This is a genomic window from Streptococcus sp. 1001283B150225_161107_H12, assembly GCF_015552665.1.
Taxonomy (GTDB): Bacteria; Bacillota; Bacilli; order Lactobacillales; family Streptococcaceae; genus Streptococcus.
Window position 1 is genome coordinate 260,243 of sequence record NZ_JADNFC010000003.1, and the last position, 16,832, is coordinate 277,074.

Consider the following 16,832-nt stretch of genomic DNA (forward strand, 5'->3'; position numbering starts at 1 on the left):
TCCATTATCTTATCCTTCGGAGAACCCTATGAATCAAACTGTTTATATTCTTATTTTAGTTAGTCTGCTCGTTCTCTTTTTAATCAATAAATACGAGAGAGAAAAACTGCAAAAGATTTTACAAGAGCAACTCTTAAAAGATGAAGCCTTCAAGGCAAGCATCAAGGAACAAATCCAAACGACGGAAAACATCAACGATGTCATCCACGCCATCAATAAGGACTATCGCCTCGGCCTCTTGCTCTCGAAAGAAATCACAGATCAATTAAAATAAGCCCTAAAAGAGGAGTCATACAAAATATGACCCCTCTCTCTTCAACCGCAACAAATAAGAGAGTGGGACAGAAATCGGTAATTCGTTAGAATTCGATTTCGTCGTCCCACCTCCGCACAGTTGAGTAGGGCTGTAAAAGCTGATGAAATCAGCGTGGTAGAGCCCACTCAACCACTGCGTCTTGCTCGATAATCCAAAGACAATTGAGAGGCTAGGACTTTTGTCCCAGCCTCTTTTGTTTTAAAGACGATACAAATCTTCTACAATGGCCGCTACTTTTTTGATATCCCCTAGCATCCCTCTCATCTCAAAGTCTGCTAGCACAGGGAAACCAAAGCGTTGGCTGTACTGCTTGGCCGTTAGGCAATATTGATTGTTGAAGTTGCGATTTCCTGATCCTACAACTCCCAAGCATTTAGTGGCATTGTCTCCATAGGCAATAAAGTCTGCTACATCGGTCGTTAAAATTTCCACATCTCCATTATCAACACCATTTCCTCCTTCTAGGTAGGTCGGTAAAAAGGCGATAAAAGGTGTATCAACTTCAAAGAAGGGCTTCCCTTCTTTGACTAGGTCTTTGACATGGATTTTTTCAATGACCAAGTCAGGGTACTGCTCCCATAGATAATCACTGAGGCGACGAACAAAACTTTCAGTATTGCCACTTAAACTGATATAGACAAAACATACTTTCATTTTCTTCTCCAATCAGACCAGCTCCTCTTCTTTGTTCCAGACTTGAGGAGTTTTTTAATGCTATGATCTAAGCTTGAAGGTCGCTAGCTGGTCTATTTTTCAATTTGTAGAGGAGGATTCCCAAGTAAACAAGGGCTACAACCACACTCAAGACAAGTGCATATAAGCTAGAAGCCTGCAACAAGGTCCGCAATTTGTCTGACGTGATCACAGACATAGAAGAACGATAAGACAAGAAATTATGCAAGCTCATTAAGACAAAGGCACCAATCTGTCCCATATAGGCATAGGTCGCCTTAACAATATCCTTTTTAGACAGGAAGAAATAGGCAACTGCAATCAAGCCCCCAATCAAAAGAGATAGCAACAACCAAGCAATCGGTCCGCGTAAGGCTACGATTAATTTCTCAAGGAAGGCTTTGTATTCTTCCCGTTCAAGAGCAGTGGTTAAGTTCAAAGAAGCTGCCATTTCATCTGTGAGCTCCACTTTAGCCAATCCAAAGAAGGACTGAGCAGTTAATAGAGTTCCCATCGCTGATAGAGCTAGCAAGACATACATATAAATTGGATTTTTCTTCATTGTATTTCCTCGTTTCTAATATCCATAGTATTTATTATAACGTGAACCTTAGGGAAGCGCAAGTTTAGATTTTCCCAGCGATCCTGTGCTAAAAAAGCTCCCTCTAAATCAGGATATGATCCAAAAGGAGCTCTTCTTTGTAAGTATATTGCTTCTAGAATGTTAAAAACAAATTAGTTCAAGTGCCAGATATCTTCGTTGTACTGAGCGATGGTACGGTCAGATGAGAAGAATCCTGCTTTGGCAATGTTGACGATGACTTTATCCAACCATGCATCACGGTCTTCGTAGTCAGCCAACATTTGCTCTTTAACCTTGATGTAGTCTTCCAAGTCAAGAAGGGTCATGAACCAGTCTTTGTTGATCAACTCATTGTGAAGGCGTTCCAAACGTTCTTGGTTACCAACTGCAAGAACAGCGTCGCTGACGATGAAGTCAACCAATGGTTTGATTGCTTCACGAGCGTAGAATTCGCTTGATTTGTATGCAGATTTCGCGTAAAGGTCGATAACAGTTTCTGAATCTTCACCGAAGATGTAGATGTTTTCGTCGCCAACCAACTCAGCGATTTCCACGTTAGCCCCGTCCATCGTACCAAGAGTCAAAGCTCCGTTCAACATGAATTTCATGTTACCAGTACCTGAAGCTTCTTTAGAAGCCAATGAGATTTGTTCTGAGATATCACATGCTGGGATCAAGAAACTTGCGGCAGTCACGTTGTAGTTTTCAACCATCACTACTTGCAAGTGTGGAGCTACTGCTGGGTCGTTTGCGATGACTTCTGACAAGCAAAGGATCAAGTGGATGATATCTTGAGCGATGGTGTAGGCAGGAGCTGCTTTACCACCAAAGAAGACTGTGATTGGACGAGCAGGGATATTACCAGCCTTGATGTCAAGATATTTGTGGATGACATACAAAGCGTTCATTTGTTGACGTTTGTACTCGTGAAGACGTTTGATTTGGATATCAAAGATAGAATTTGGATTGATTTCCACACCTTGATGATCTTTCAAGTGACGAGCCAATTTACGTTTGTTGTGGGCTTTGATGTTTTCCAATTTTTCTTTGACAGCAGCTTTATCTTCGTATGAGAGAAGGTCTTCCAACTTAGAAGCATCATGGTGCCAGTCACGTCCAAGGATCTCATCCAAGTAGTGAGACAAGCTTGGGTTGGCATGCATGAGCCAACGACGGAAGGTAATCCCGTTTGTTTTGTTGTTGAATTTTTCTGGGTAAAGATCGTAGAAGGCCTTCAACTCAGAGTTTTTCAAGATTTCTGTATGGAGAGCTGCAACCCCGTTTACACTGTATCCGTAGTGAATATCCATGTGGGCCATGTGGACACGATCGTATTCATCAATGATTTGAACAGCTGGATCTTTGTGTTCAGCACGAACACGACGGTCCAATTCTTCAATGATTGGTACCAAGTGAGGAACCACTTCTTGTAAGAATTCAAGTGGCCATTTTTCAAGGGCTTCTGCAAGGATGGTATGGTTAGTGTAAGCGGTCATGCTACGAACGATAGAGATGGCTTCATCCATTTCGATACCGCGTTCAGTCAAGAGACGGATCAACTCAGGAATGACCATAGATGGGTGAGTATCATTGATTTGTACAACTGCGTAGTCAGCAAGGTCATGCAAGTTGCTTCCTTTTTCGATCGCTTCATCGATGATCAATTGTGCACCGTTTGAAACCATGAAGTATTGTTGGAAGATACGGAGCAATTCACCTTGTTTGTCACTATCGTCTGGGTAAAGGAAAAGAGTCAAGTTGCGAGCGATATCTGTCTTGTCAAAGTTGATGCCATCTTCAATGATAGATGAATCAACTGATTCCAAGTCAAACAAGCGCAAACGGTTCTTGGTATCAATCTTGTAACCAGGAACATCGATATCATAGAGAGTAGATGTCAATGTGAAGTGTGCGAATGGCACTTGGTAGCTACGGCTTGAACGAACGAGCCAGCTTTGATCAGTCAACCATGCATTTGGAATGGTTTCTTGTTGGTTGTTTTTAAGGACTTGTTGGAACAAACCAAAGTGGTAGTTCAAACCGATCCCGTCTCCGTTCAATCCAAGAGTCGAGATAGAGTCGATAAAGCAGGCTGCCAAGCGTCCCAAACCACCGTTACCAAGTGATGGTTCCAATTCCACTTCTTCAACTTCGATCAAGTCTTTGCCAGCGTCAGCCAATTCTTTTTTGACATCATCGTAAAGACCCAAGTTGATCAAGTTGTTCGACAAGAGTTTACCAATCAAGAACTCAGCTGAGATATAGTAAACTTTTTTCTTACCAGTATTTAATTTCTTTTGGGCACTTGCTTGCTTGGTGTAATTAAGCAAAGCAATGTACAATTCTTCGTTTGAACATTCTGCAATTGTTTTTTGATGATGGTCAATCACATATTTTTGTAATGATTCCATGGTTAAGTGTCTCCTTTGTTTCAACAATTTTAATGGGGGAAAGATTATTTTTCTGCTTTTTTCGCTTCTTCTTTCACCAAGTCAGTATTTTCACGACGATAGATGGTCGTGAAATCAAGCAATTCTTGCTCAACAGCAGGAGTCAATTGATCCGCTGTCATCCGCCATGCCCAGTTGCCACCAAGAGTAGATGGGAAGTTCATACGAGCTGAGCCATCCAACTCTAACAAATCTTGCATGGTAGCGATGGCCATAAAGCTGACTGAAGCAAAGACGGTACGAAGCATCGCATGTGGAACAGATTCGTATTCTTTACGGTTGGTGTAACGAGCAAGGTACTCACGAGTTGGATCGTCAATTTCATTGCGGTACCATCCAAGAACCGTGTTGTTATCATGTGTACCAGTGTACATAACAGAGTTATTTGGCGCTAAGTGAGGGCTGTCGATACTTTCATCATCAGGATTGAAGGCAAATTGAAGAATCTTCATGCCTGGGAAGCCTGTGCGCTCACGAAGCTCAATGACTTCGTCCGTCATGAAGCCAAGGTCTTCTGCGATGATGTTCAAATCACCAAGTTCTTCTTTCACTGCGGCAAAGAGTTTGTAGCCAGGACCTTTGACCCATTTACCTGGTGCTGCTGTATCAGAACCAGCTGGGATTTCCCAGTAAGATTCAAAACCACGGAAGTGGTCGATCCGCACGATGTCGTAGATCTTGAAGCTCTCACGCAAGCGTTCAATCCACCATTTGTAACCATCTTTGTCCATTGCTTCCCAGTCATAGATTGGGTTGCCCCAAAGCTGACCAGTTGCTGAGAACTCATCTGGTGGGCATCCTGCGATGCAGGTTGCTTTTCCATTTTCATCTGTTTTAAAGAGATGAGGATTTGCCCACATATCGCTTGAATCTTCCGCTACGTAGATTGGCATATCACCTACGATCTCAATATGGTTGTCGTTAGCGTATGCTTTCAATTTCAACCATTGTTTGAAGAAGAAATACTGTGTTACTCGATGGTAAGTCAATTTATCTTCCAATTTAGCGCGGTATGAAGCAAGGGCTTCCGGTTGACGTGCACGAATCGCAGCGTCTGGCCATTCTGTCCATGCTTTTAATTCAAAGTGCTCTTTAATAGCCATGTATTCTGCGAACAATTCCAACCAAGCTGCATTTTCTTCAGCAAAACGGCTGAAGTCATCCCAATCACCATTTTCAATAAAAGCTTTAACCGCTTTTTCTAGAAGAGGACGACGTTGTTCGAAGATCTTCGCATAGTCTACTTCTGTTGGGTCTTGACCAAAATCAACACCTTCGACATCGGATGCATCCAAGAGCCCTTGCTCGATCAAGAGATCGAAGTCAATAAAGTGGGTGTTGCCTGCAAAAGCCGAGAAGGATTGATAAGGAGAATCTCCATAACTGGTTGTTCCGAGAGGCAAAATTTGCCAATACCGTTGCTTAGTCCGAACGAGGAAATCGACAAAATCGTAAGCTGCTTGACCAAACGAACCGATTCCATACTTCCCAGGCAAGGATGAAATGTGCATCAAGACACCACTTTGGCGTTTTTTCATTGAGGGTACCACCTTTAGTTTAATATTTTTTGTTTCAAAGAAAAATAGACCAACTTTCTACTCTGTTCTGTTCCAGTTCTCATTCCGACTCTTAGAAGGCATAAGAAGCGACCAACTGTCAGACATAGAAATAAATTTAGCCTATTTATAAATGACCTTAGATCATCGTTATGCAACGTTCAAGGAAAACGTTTGCGTTACGTGTCCATTATAAAGTATTCTTGTGGTTTATGCAAGAGGTTTCCTAAACTTTTATGATTTTTCTGCAGGTTCACCCCACGCCTAGTTTATCCCTTTCTCATTTTCTTGTCAACTATTTGTGTGTATTTAATAGAAGATAAAAATTTTTAAAAAATTTTTGCACAAAGAGCTTGCAAACGTTTTCTCTCTGTGATATACTATTCGTGTTAAGGAAAACGTTTGTCTAAAACGTTTTCAACTAATAATCTTATTTTTATTCTTTAGGAGGAATAAATCATGAAACGCACAATTCTTCGAAGCGCTGCTGTACTTGGTACAGTTGGATTCGCATCACTTCTTTTGGTAGCTTGTGGAGGCAAAAAAGACGACTCTGCTGCTTCTGAAAACGAGTTGACAGTATACGTTGACAATGGCTACAAAGCTTACATGGAAGAAGCTGCGAAAGCTTTTGAAAAAGAAAGTGGAACAAAAGTAACGATCAAGACAGGTGACGCTCTTGGTGGATTGGACAAATTGTCTCTTGACAACCAATCTGGTAAAGCTCCAGACGTTATGATGGCACCATACGACCGCGTAGGTGGTCTTGGTAACGACGGTCAATTGGCTGAAGTGACATTGAACAAAAACAGCAAGACTGACAAAACAACTGAATCACTTGTAACAAACGGCGGTAAAGTATACGGTGCACCAGCAGTTATCGAAACATTGGTTCTTTACTACAACAAAGACCTCATGCAAGAAGCTCCAAAAACATTTGGCGAACTTGAAGAATTGGCAAAAGACAGCAAGTATGACTTCGCTGGTGAAGAAGGTAAAAACACTGCCTTCCTTGCTGACTGGACAAACTTCTACTATGCATATGGACTCCTTTCAGGTAACGGTGGCTATGTCTTCGGTAAAGATGGTACAGATCCAAAAGACATTGGTTTGAACAACCAAGGTGCGATCGATGGTATTGAATACGCGAAAACTTGGTATGCTAAATGGCCTAAAGGATTGCAAGACACTAAAGGTGCTGCAAACTTCATCCAAACTCAATTCCAAGAAGGTAAGACAGCTGCCATCATCGATGGTCCATGGAAAGCATCTTCATTGAAAGAAGCAAAAGTAAACTACGGTGTAGCAACAATCCCTACTCTTCCAAACGGAAAAGCTTACTCTGCCTTCGGTGGTGGTAAAGCTTGGGTTATCCCTGCAGGTGCCAACCACCCTGAAGCAGCTCAAAAATTCGTAGACTTCTTGACTTCAACTGATCAACAAAAAGCTTTCTACGATAAGACGAACGAAGTGCCAGCTAACACAGAAGCTCGTGAGTACGCTGTTGGTAAAAACGATGAATTGACAACTGCCGTTGTTAAACAGTTTGAAAATGCGCAACCAATGCCAAACATCTCTGAAATGAGTACTGTATGGGATCCAGCTGCAACTATGCTCTTCGACGCTGTAAGTGGTAAGAAATCTGCTAAAGATGCTGCTGACGGTGCTGTTAAATTAATCAAAGAAACTATCGAACAAAAATTCGGTGGCAAGTAATACAGTTCCCAAGGGGCTGGGAGTGTTTCCCAGCCTTTCGCTGTGATGTGGCCTCTGGTCGCTCACTTATAAGGAGTCGATATGGAAACACAACAAAATCCAAAAAAGGCAATGTGGTTATCCCTCATTCCTGGCTTGGGACAAATCTATAACAAACAGAAAGCAAAAGGATACATCTTCCTTGGTGTAACACTTGTCTTTCTCGCTTACTTTTTCGGTATTGGTTTGGAGGAATTGTCTAAACTCGTTACCCTCGGTACTGTCCGTGGAAAAGATAATTCTCTTTTTATCTTGATTCGTGGGGCCTTCCACTTAATTATCACCGTCGTTTATTTGATGTTCTACGCCTTGAATATCAAAGATGCGGGTACTGTAGCTAAGCGGATTAATAACGGTATTCGAGTGCCGAAGACCCTAAAAGAGATGGTGAATGCTATCTATGAAAATGGCTTCCCTTATCTCTTGATCATCCCTTCTTATATTGCCATGACCTTTGCAATCATCTTCCCTGTTTTGGTTACCTTGATGATTGCCTTTACCAACTACGACTTTAAGCATACAGCTCGCTTTACGCTCCTTGATTGGATCGGACTTCAAAACTTCACCAACATGTGGACTTTGAGTACCTTCCGTTCTGCCTTTACATCTGTATTGGGCTGGACCTTGATCTGGGCCTTGGCAGCTTCTACTCTTCAAATCGTTCTTGGTATCCTAACGGCTATTATTGCCAACCAACCATTCATTAAAGGAAAACGCATCTTCGGTGTTATCTTCCTTCTTCCTTGGGCGGTTCCTGCCTTCATTACGATTTTGACCTTCTCAAACATGTTCAACGATAGTATCGGGGCCATCAATGCGCAAGTCCTTCCGCTCTTTGCGAAGATTTTCCCATTCTTGGATGGGGTTCTCATTCCTTGGAAAACTGATCCTACCTGGACGAAGATTGCTTTGATTATGATGCAAGGTTGGCTCGGCTTCCCTTACATTTACGTCTTGACACTCGGAATCTTGCAATCTATTCCAAACGACCTTTACGAAGCAGCCTATATTGATGGGGCCAACGCTTGGCAAAAATTCCGCAACATTACCTTCCCAATGATTTTAGCGGTTGCGGCACCAACTCTCATCAGCCAATACACCTTCAACTTTAACAACTTCTCCATTATCTACCTCTTTAACGATGGTGGACCTGGATCTGTTGGTGGTAATGCTGGTTCGACAGATATCTTGATTTCTTGGATCTATAAATTGACAACGAACTCATCACCTCAATACTCAATGGCTGCTGCGGTTACGTTGATTATCTCTCTGATTGTCATCTCGATCTCGATGATTGCCTTCAAGAAACTGCACGCATTTGATATGGAGGATGTGTAAAATGAAAAATTCAGTTCAATTTAAACGCCGCCTTAATCATTTCTTGACTTACCTCTACTTGGTTGTCCTTTCCATCATCATCATCTATCCATTGTTGATCACGGTTCTTTCAGCCTTCAAAACGGGTAATGTCAGTGCCTTTACGCTTGATTTCAGTGGCAGTCTCAGCTTTGATAACTTCCAAAAACTCTTTACGGACACCTTATATGGTACCTGGTATCTCAACACCTTGATTATCGCCATTATTACCATGGTTGCTCAAACATCCATCATTACCTTGGCAGGATATGCATACAGCCGCTACAACTTCTTGGCTCGTAAGCAAAGTTTGGTCTTCTTCTTGATTATCCAAATGGTCCCTACCATGGCTGCTTTGACTGCCTTCTTCGTTATGGCCTTGATGTTGAATGCCTTGAACCACAGCTGGTTCCTCATCTTCCTCTATGTCGGTGGGGGAATCCCGATGAACGCTTGGTTGATGAAGGGTTACTTCGATACAGTCCCAATTTCACTTGATGAATCTGCAAAATTGGATGGTGCTGGACACTTCCGTCGCTTCTGGCAAATCGTCCTTCCATTGGTTCGCCCAATGATTGCGGTCCAAGCACTTTGGGCCTTCATGGGACCTTTTGGAGACTACATCTTGTCTAAATTCTTGCTTCGCGATGAAATCAATTACACGGTAGCTGTTGGTCTTCAAACCTTTATCAGCGACCAAAAAAATCAAAAGATTGCCTTCTTTGCGGCAGGTGCGATTCTGATTGCAGTTCCAATCTGTGTTCTGTTCTTCTTCCTCCAAAAGAACTTTGTTTCAGGCTTGACAGCTGGTGGAGATAAAGGATAAAATAAACTTTTCTATAACCTTCCAGCTATGATGAAAAGGACGAGTTCCTCTCTCGTGCTTTTCTCCCAGTCACATTAATTTTATCTTTAAGGAAAGGATGGGAGTGGGACAAGGATAGCAAGTTGATTGATTTGCTACCAGTTTCTCTCCCATCTTTGGTTAAGGATAAAATCTTGTTATGCTCTCCATACAAGGGAAATCCATCCCGGAGATTAGAAAGGTCTCTTCATGCCCTATCCATTTAACTATTTTTCCAGCCTTTTTCAGGTAAGAAAAGCATTTGCCAACCGCAAACAACTTAATTGGTTCCAAATGATCTTTACCTCACTCTTTCTTCTATCCTTGACCCTCATTCCTGTTGCCATTCAAAATGCAGAACTACAGACCTACCCCTTAACCACCTTCGTTAGCGATGTCTTTGATCCCTTAACAGATGATGTTATGAAGGATTTAAAAGAAAACATACAGATAAATCAGCAAGAACTAGTCTATAACAGTCATTTTGGAGTTCATAAAAATGAAGCTGGTCATGTTATCTTAGGCCATCACGAAGGAACTCCATTAGGAGAAAAATTAACTCTTTATTTCGATAAAAACCAATTGATTGTAAGTAAAGAAAAGAAAGAACTAGCTACGATTCCTTACCAAGCCATCAATCAAGAGAGCATCCAGGACAAAAAAGAACTCACTAAGGCCATTTCCAAAGATTGGTTCCAGGCCAATCGATTGGCTGTTAGTCTCTTTCTCGTCCTCTTCTCAGGTTTCTTATCTGCTGTGAATTTTGCCATTTTAGTATTTGGAGCTTCCTTCTTCCTCTTCTTGACACGGAAGTCACGTCTCTTCTCTCTCAAGACCTTCAAAGAATGCTTCAATTTTACCCTCAACTGTCTAGGATTGCCCATTCTCGCGAGCGTCCTGATCAGTTTAGTATTCCACCAAGTCTTTACGACAACCATCTTGATCCAAAATATCCTATTTGTCTTGTTCCTCGCGCTTGCCTTCTATAAGACTCATTTCCGGGATCCAGATTACAAACCTTAGGGAGGTCCTTTATGCGTGTTACCATCAAAGATGTAGCCAAACTTGCTGGCGTTGCACCATCTACCGTTACACGAGTGATTCAAAATAAATCTACCATCAGTGAAGCCACTAAAGAACGGGTTCGTTCTGCCATGAAAGAACTAGATTACCATCCAAACCTCAATGCTCGTAGCTTAGTGAGCCAGTCCAGTCAGGTCATTGCCCTTGTCTTGCCTGATGAAAGTGATGTGTTCTTCCAAAACCCCTTCTTCCCTACGGTCCTCCGTGGGATTAGTCAGGTTGCTTCTGATTATGGCTATGCCATTCAGATTTGTACAGGGGCTAATGAAACCCACCGCCTCGATCAACTCAAACAAATGATTTATGGTAAGCGGGTAGATGGACTCATCTTCCTCTATTCCAAATTGAATGATCCTTTGGTTGACTTCTGTATTCAAGATAAATTTCCTTTCTTGATTTTGGGAAAAGCAACTTCTCCTTTTGTATCCTTAGTCGATAACGACAATGTTAAGGCCGCCTTTGATGCGACCGAATATTTCATCAAGAAAGGATACCAACACATCGCCTTTCTTGGAGGAAATAAGGAATTGGCCGTTTCTCAAGACCGCTACAAGGGCTACCAAGAAGCTCTTGCCAGTCACCAGATCCCTCTCCGTGAGGAATTGGTCAAGTTCTCCTTTGGTTTCTTGCTGGAAGAAAATTCTTACCAAATCATGGATACCCTGCCTTTTGAAGAACTGGAAGCACTCATGACGACGGATATTTTGGTTGCCGAAGGGGTTCGGAGATACCTGAACGACAAACAAGTCGAACTTCCGATTATTTCCTTCGACTCCATTAAACCACGGATTCCAATTGACGCCTATATTGATATCAATACGGTTGAATTAGGACGTGAATCTGTCAGAACCCTACTCCAAATTATTAAGGACAACAAGGAAAACAAAACCGTTTGCTATAGACAGCTCATTGAACACTCGATTATTGAACTTTAGGAGAACCCATGACAACTCATTTTTCAGCTTATTTAGATGACCAAGACTTGATTCGCGTGGAAGGAGGAGAGAGCGTAGTGGCCTCTCTTCCTTTTACATTGACGTCTGGTTCCAACACGATTGAACTCCTGCCGACGGAGGAAGAAAAAACTCTTCGGAGCCCTCTTCCCGTCGACATGAGTCAAATATATACTCTTTCAAATGGTAACGGCGAGTCCTGTCTCCTCCACTTCCGAGATGTTGTCCGTCAACCCATCTTTGATCAGCTTTATGCTTATGATGGAGAGGATTTAGGAGCTCATTACTCAAAAGAACAAACGACCTTTGCCTTCTGGGCTCCTATCTCTCAAGAGGTTGAGCTCTTGATCAACCAAACTGCCTACCCGATGGAGCGAACAGAAAAAGGAGTTTGGCGTCTAGTACTCGAGGGAGATTGGGAAAAAGCCCCTTATGCCTACCAGCATCAGGTTAATGGTGTAACCCATATCGTTCATGACCCTTATGCCCTCTCTTCTGAAGCCAATTCAGGAGCTAGCTATGTCATCGACCGCCACAAGATTGAGCGCCCCATTCAGAGAGCAGCGACTCAACTGGATCCGACTCAGGCCGTTATTTATGAACTAAGTGTTCGAGATTTCTCCATGCAAAAAGAAGCCGGATTCCAACACCCTGGGACCTTCCCAGCCTTGTTAGAATCTCCTAAACATGAAAACCAGACCTTTGGCTTTGATTACTTGAAATCCCTGGGCATTACTCATGTTCAGCTCATGCCCCTCTATGATTTTGGAAGCGTGGATGAAACCAACCCTGTCGCTGGTTACAATTGGGGCTATGACCCTGTGCAATACAATGTCCCTGAAGGAAGTTTTAGCACCCAGCCAAATGATCCTTACCAACGGATCCTTGAGCTACAACAAGTGATTGATGCATACCATCAGGCCGATCTCAGCCTCATAATGGACGTCGTCTATAACCACGTTTACCTCTCTGACGATTTTGCTTTTGAGCAGATTGTTCCTGGCTATTTCTACCGTTATGACCAAAACCGCCAACGGACCAACGGGACCTTCTGTGGTAATGATGTAGCTAGTGAACGGGCTATGGTTCGCAACTACATCAAGCAATCCGTCAAGCAGTGGGTTCAACTGTATGGCTTTGATGGCTTTCGCTTTGACCTCATGGGAATCATTGATCGCCAAACCATGATGGAAATTCAAGATGAATTAAGCGCTATTTACCCCAACATTTACCTTTATGGGGAAGGGTGGAAGATGGATACCGGACTGGATCCAGACCTCCTGGCTCATCAATACAATGCCCGTCACCTTCGTCCTTATGGCTTTTTCAGTGACAACTTCCGAGATACCGTTAAACGAAGCATCTTGAAGGAAGGTCGAATAGATAGTCGTTATCAGGCCAATGATCTTGCCAATATTTTGACTGCCAATGTTGGACTCAAAGGAGCAGCCCACTTTGTGCGTCCTCAACAGGCGATTAACTATGTGGAATGCCACGATAACGCAACCTTCTTTGACTATCTCAAGGTTGAAGATCCAAATATTTCAGAGGAGAAGCGACAGGCTAAAGCTCGTCTCGGTTTGCACCTCGTCCTCTTGTCTCAAGGCGTTCCCTTCCTACATGCCGGCCAAGAGTTCTATCGCAGCAAAGGCTTAGAAGAAAATACTTACAATCTCCCAGATGCTCTAAATCAACTAGACTGGCTTTCTTCTACAGCCTATGAAAGAGATATCCATTTCCTTCGCGATTTCATTGCTTATCGTAAAGAGGAAGACCTCCTCCACCTAGAGAAGGCCCAAGCCATTCGAGACTACTGTCAAGTCACTTGGACTTCGGAAAACACCTTCTCTTACAGCATCGAAAAAGATGGACGCAAACTTCTTATCTTGGTCAACCTGGGGGATCAAGAGTGGACTTATTCACTCAAACAGCCTGCTAGATTAGCAATTGCTCACCCCCATGTTTATACTAGAGAGCAACAAATTTCTCAAAGAGAATTCACCATTCCAGCCTATAGTTGGATTTTGGTAGTACAAGCATAAAAAAATTCCTGCAAGCCTATCTTGCAGGAATTTTTTAATCCTCCACTTCGACAAAACGTCCAATAATATGAACATTTTCTGATATGGTAATAAAAGCTTCAGGATCCTCTTTTTTCATTAAAAATTTAAACTCATTAAACTCTGCTCTGGTAATAACGGTGAGCAAGACCGCTTTTTCCTGATGATTATAAGTCCCTTCCGCATTGTGGATAATGGTTGCTCCACGATGCAAACGCTTATGAATTTTCTCAATTATCTTATCCGGTTGGCTAGTGACAATCATAGCCTGCATCCGCTTCTGCTTGGTAAAGACTGCATCTGTCACTCGACTGGACACAAAAATGGTAATCATCGAATAGAGGGCATATTTCCAACCAAAGGTCATCCCTGCTATCAACATGATGGTCCCATTGACGATGAGAGAAATTTTTCCGACGTTCTTGCCCGTTCGCTTTCGAATGGTCAAGCTAACAATATCGGTTCCCCCACTGGAGATATTGTTGCGAAGCGCAAATCCAATCCCTGTCCCCATTACAACTCCCCCAAAGAGAGCATTCATAATAGGATCATTGGTCAGGGTAACCACTGGCATAAATTGGATAAAGAAGGAACTCATAGACACCGTGATAAAGGTGAAAATAGTAAACTTATGACCAATTTGATACCAAGCGATGATCATTAATGGCAGATTGATGGCATAGAATGACAAAGAGACCGGAATGGTAAAGCCTAAAAATCGATCACTAAGGGCGGATATAATCTGGGCCAATCCTGTCGCACCACTGGAATACACACGTCCCGGCTGGAAAAAGAAGTTCACAGCAACGGCAGATAGGAAGCCATAGACCAAAGAAGCCGAAATCTTTTCATCGTACTTCTCTCGGGAAATACTTTTTAAGACCCGTAGTAATTTAAAGTTATAGGCCAATCTTCGTATATAATAACGCAAGATCTTGCCTAAGCGAGTTTTTTTCATGATTATCTCTCAATTTATAAATAAAGGGAAAATCCCACAAGTTGCTTATGGTAATTTTCCGCTTTTACTTTTCTTATTCCTCAGTTTTTACTTCTACTTGTAGGCTCAACTCTTCCAGTTGTTTGGTAGCTACTGTAGAAGGGGCTTGGGTCATTGGATCCGTTGCCTTATTGTTCTTAGGAAAGGCAATCACTTCACGGATATTCTCCTCACCAGCTAACAGCATGACAAAACGGTCCAAACCAAGAGCTAATCCACCATGTGGAGGGAAACCATAATCCATGGCTTCTAGCAAGAAACCAAATTGCTCTGTCGCGTCTTCTTTTGAGAAACCGAGAGCGGTAAACATCCGTTCTTGCAATTCTTTTTGGTTGATCCGAAGACTACCACCACCAAGCTCGTAACCATTGAGCACAATATCATAGGCAATGGCCCGTACCTTGGCAAGATCGCCCTCTAATTCATGAGCTGTATCTGCTTGCGGAAGTGTAAATGGATGGTGGGCACTCATGTAACGACCTTCTTCTTCAGACCACTCAAACATTGGCCAATCGACCACCCATAGGAAGTTGAATTGACTATTGTCAATGAGGTCCAATTCCTTGGCAATTCTACAACGAAGGGCACCTAGAGTTGCATTGGCCACTTCTAGTGTATCAGCTACAAAGAGAACCAAATCCTTTTCTTCCAACTGTAAAGCACTTGTCAACTCTGTTGTCACACCTGTCAAGAACTTAGCTACTGGCCCATTTAAAGCACCATCAACTACCTTGACCCACGCTAGACCTTTTGCCCCATATTGCTTGGCTACTTCAGTCATCTTATCGATATCTTTACGAGAGTAGTTGTCTGCTGCGCCTTTAACAACGATGGCTTTAACGGCAGGTGCTTCTGAGAAGACCTTGAAGTCTACACCCTTTACAACTTCTGTCAAGTCTGTCAAGAGCATCTCAAAACGAGTATCTGGTTTGTCAGAACCATAAAGAGCCATAGCATCGTCGTACTTCATCCGTGGGAAAGGAAGTGTCACTTCGATTCCCTTAGTTTCTTTCATAACACGTGCGATTAAACCTTCCGTAATATCTTGAATTTCTTGCTCTGTCAGGAAGGAAGTTTCTAAATCGACCTGTGTAAACTCCGGTTGACGGTCGCCACGTAAATCTTCATCACGGAAACATTTGACGATTTGATAATAGCGGTCAAAGCCAGCATTCATCAACAATTGTTTGGTAATTTGAGGGCTTTGAGGTAAGGCATAAAAGTGACCCTTGTTGACGCGAGATGGTACGAGGTAGTCACGCGCCCCTTCTGGAGTTGATTTAGAAAGGAATGGTGTTTCCACATCAATAAATTCCAACTCATCCAAATAATTACGGATAGAATGGGTTACCTTGGCACGCAATTTTAAGTTTTCCAACATTTCTGGACGACGCAAGTCCAAATATCGATAGCGTAGACGAGTATCATCGTTTGCTTCAATGCCGTCCTTGATCTCAAATGGCGTGGTTTTTGCAGTATTGAGGACAGTCAAGGAAGACACATGCATTTCAACCTGACCTGTTGCAATTTTATCATTCGCTTGCTGTCTGGCAGCAACTTGACCTGTCACTTCGATAACATATTCGCTACGAAGACTCTCGGCCGTTGCCATGACTTCCGAACGAACAGTTTCCGGATTGATGACCAATTGCATAATCCCTTCACGGTCCCGCAAATCAATAAAGATCAAGCCACCCAAATCACGGCGTCGACTCACCCATCCTTTGAGGGTTAGTTCTTGTCCAATGTGTTCCTCGCGAACACGCCCAGCATACATGGAACGTTTCATTGTATTTTTACTCTCCAAACTAATATTCTTCCTTCTATTTTACCATAAAGCCTGTTAGATAAGTGCTTTCCCAGAGATTTTTCCAGAAAAAACAATTTTTTTATTCAGCTTCTTTCTTGGTAGGAGCTTTCTCTTGTTTTACCTCTTCATCGTATAACGTTGGGGCCAACATTTTCATCAGACTAGCTGTTCCAAAACGCATGACAGCTGCCAAGACTCCAAATATTGGGGCCAAGCTACGGAAAAAGAAATCTCCTCTGACTAATTGGGTGATGAGGCCCGTAATGAGAAAGATCACTATTCCTTGAAGAATCGCATAAAAGGCTATTTTCTTCATTGTTTTCATCTTGTACCAGTTCCTCTCTTTGTATTAGACAGACTTATCCACAAGTTTGTGGATAAGTCTGTGAATATGGGG

Annotated in this window: 14 protein-coding genes; 7 read left to right on the forward strand and 7 right to left on the reverse strand. The window is 42.6% G+C overall.

All coding sequences use genetic code 11. The annotated features are described in order from the left end of the window. Positions 1 to 28: 28 nt before the first annotated feature. A complete protein-coding gene (locus I2C87_RS06300) occupies positions 29 to 274 on the forward strand; it encodes a hypothetical protein (protein ID WP_048715648.1) in 246 nt (81 codons plus the stop codon). A 240-nt stretch (positions 275 to 514) separates the two neighbouring features. Here the strand turns inward: I2C87_RS06300 and nrdI are convergent, their stop codons facing one another. From nrdI to malQ, 4 genes are all read right to left on the reverse strand, one after another. After that, on the reverse strand, positions 515 to 982 hold the full coding sequence (nrdI, locus tag I2C87_RS06305; RefSeq protein WP_006595385.1) for a class Ib ribonucleoside-diphosphate reductase assembly flavoprotein NrdI: 468 nt from the start codon (positions 980 to 982) through the stop codon (positions 515 to 517). Positions 983 to 1,037: 55 nt separating this feature from the next. Next, positions 1,038 to 1,550, reverse strand: a complete 513-nt coding sequence (locus I2C87_RS06310; RefSeq protein WP_006595384.1) for a hypothetical protein — start codon at positions 1,548 to 1,550, stop codon at positions 1,038 to 1,040. Positions 1,551 to 1,723: 173 nt separating this feature from the next. Further along, positions 1,724 to 3,982, reverse strand: a complete 2,259-nt coding sequence (glgP, locus tag I2C87_RS06315; protein ID WP_195324257.1) for a glycogen/starch/alpha-glucan family phosphorylase — start codon at positions 3,980 to 3,982, stop codon at positions 1,724 to 1,726. A 44-nt stretch (positions 3,983 to 4,026) separates the two neighbouring features. Further along, positions 4,027 to 5,559, reverse strand: a complete 1,533-nt coding sequence (gene malQ / locus I2C87_RS06320) for a 4-alpha-glucanotransferase (RefSeq protein WP_195324258.1) — start codon at positions 5,557 to 5,559, stop codon at positions 4,027 to 4,029. A gap of 477 nt (positions 5,560 to 6,036) precedes the next feature. Between malQ and I2C87_RS06325 the strand changes: the two genes are divergently transcribed. The 6 genes from I2C87_RS06325 (at position 6,037) to pulA (ending at position 13,610) form a co-directional block, all read left to right on the forward strand. Continuing rightward, positions 6,037 to 7,293 (forward strand): extracellular solute-binding protein, encoded by a 1,257-nt coding sequence (locus I2C87_RS06325; RefSeq protein WP_195324259.1) that lies wholly within the window; start codon positions 6,037 to 6,039, stop codon positions 7,291 to 7,293. Positions 7,294 to 7,374: 81 nt separating this feature from the next. Continuing rightward, a complete protein-coding gene (locus I2C87_RS06330) occupies positions 7,375 to 8,670 on the forward strand; it encodes a sugar ABC transporter permease (RefSeq protein WP_129822584.1) in 1,296 nt (431 codons plus the stop codon). Position 8,671: 1 nt separating this feature from the next. Continuing rightward, positions 8,672 to 9,514, forward strand: coding sequence for a sugar ABC transporter permease (locus I2C87_RS06335; RefSeq protein ID WP_006596980.1), 843 nt, complete (start codon positions 8,672 to 8,674; stop codon positions 9,512 to 9,514). A gap of 228 nt (positions 9,515 to 9,742) precedes the next feature. Beyond that, positions 9,743 to 10,555 (forward strand): DUF1189 domain-containing protein, encoded by an 813-nt coding sequence (locus tag I2C87_RS06340; RefSeq protein ID WP_195324260.1) that lies wholly within the window; start codon positions 9,743 to 9,745, stop codon positions 10,553 to 10,555. Positions 10,556 to 10,566: 11 nt separating this feature from the next. Next, positions 10,567 to 11,550, forward strand: a complete 984-nt coding sequence (locus I2C87_RS06345; RefSeq protein WP_195324261.1) for a LacI family DNA-binding transcriptional regulator — start codon at positions 10,567 to 10,569, stop codon at positions 11,548 to 11,550. An 8-nt stretch (positions 11,551 to 11,558) separates the two neighbouring features. Then, on the forward strand, positions 11,559 to 13,610 hold the full coding sequence (gene pulA / locus I2C87_RS06350) for a type I pullulanase (protein WP_023027401.1): 2,052 nt from the start codon (positions 11,559 to 11,561) through the stop codon (positions 13,608 to 13,610). Positions 13,611 to 13,644: 34 nt separating this feature from the next. Here pulA and I2C87_RS06355 read toward each other — a convergent pair whose 3' ends face one another. The 3 genes from I2C87_RS06355 to I2C87_RS06365 form a co-directional block, all read right to left on the reverse strand. Then, a complete protein-coding gene (locus tag I2C87_RS06355; RefSeq protein ID WP_023024741.1) occupies positions 13,645 to 14,586 on the reverse strand; it encodes a YitT family protein in 942 nt (313 codons plus the stop codon). 73 nt (positions 14,587 to 14,659) lie between these two features. After that, complete coding sequence (aspS, locus tag I2C87_RS06360) at positions 14,660 to 16,414, reverse strand: aspartate--tRNA ligase (RefSeq protein ID WP_117744838.1); 1,755 nt, start codon at positions 16,412 to 16,414, stop codon at positions 14,660 to 14,662. A gap of 100 nt (positions 16,415 to 16,514) precedes the next feature. Further along, positions 16,515 to 16,751 carry a hypothetical protein gene (locus tag I2C87_RS06365; RefSeq protein ID WP_181971094.1) on the reverse strand — a complete coding sequence of 79 codons (237 nt, stop codon included), beginning with the start codon at positions 16,749 to 16,751 and terminating at the stop codon, positions 16,515 to 16,517. Positions 16,752 to 16,832: the final 81 nt, after the last annotated feature.

What these genes read in the sequence shown, in the direction of transcription:
- I2C87_RS06310 (WP_006595384.1), bottom strand. Translation starts at nt 1,550, where the DNA reads ATGAAGAAAAATCCAATTTATATGTATGTCTTGCTAGCTCTATCAGCG.
- I2C87_RS06355 (WP_023024741.1), bottom strand. Translation starts at nt 14,586, where the DNA reads ATGAAAAAAACTCGCTTAGGCAAGATCTTGCGTTATTATATACGAAGA.
- I2C87_RS06330 (WP_129822584.1), top strand. Translation starts at nt 7,375, where the DNA reads ATGGAAACACAACAAAATCCAAAAAAGGCAATGTGGTTATCCCTCATT.
- glgP (WP_195324257.1), bottom strand. Translation starts at nt 3,982, where the DNA reads ATGGAATCATTACAAAAATATGTGATTGACCATCATCAAAAAACAATT.
- I2C87_RS06300 (WP_048715648.1), top strand. Translation starts at nt 29, where the DNA reads ATGAATCAAACTGTTTATATTCTTATTTTAGTTAGTCTGCTCGTTCTC.
- I2C87_RS06340 (WP_195324260.1), top strand. Translation starts at nt 9,743, where the DNA reads ATGCCCTATCCATTTAACTATTTTTCCAGCCTTTTTCAGGTAAGAAAA.
- I2C87_RS06345 (WP_195324261.1), top strand. Translation starts at nt 10,567, where the DNA reads ATGCGTGTTACCATCAAAGATGTAGCCAAACTTGCTGGCGTTGCACCA.
- pulA (WP_023027401.1), top strand. Translation starts at nt 11,559, where the DNA reads ATGACAACTCATTTTTCAGCTTATTTAGATGACCAAGACTTGATTCGC.
- I2C87_RS06335 (WP_006596980.1), top strand. Translation starts at nt 8,672, where the DNA reads ATGAAAAATTCAGTTCAATTTAAACGCCGCCTTAATCATTTCTTGACT.
- I2C87_RS06325 (WP_195324259.1), top strand. Translation starts at nt 6,037, where the DNA reads ATGAAACGCACAATTCTTCGAAGCGCTGCTGTACTTGGTACAGTTGGA.
- aspS (WP_117744838.1), bottom strand. Translation starts at nt 16,414, where the DNA reads ATGAAACGTTCCATGTATGCTGGGCGTGTTCGCGAGGAACACATTGGA.
- malQ (WP_195324258.1), bottom strand. Translation starts at nt 5,559, where the DNA reads ATGAAAAAACGCCAAAGTGGTGTCTTGATGCACATTTCATCCTTGCCT.
- I2C87_RS06365 (WP_181971094.1), bottom strand. Translation starts at nt 16,751, where the DNA reads ATGAAGAAAATAGCCTTTTATGCGATTCTTCAAGGAATAGTGATCTTT.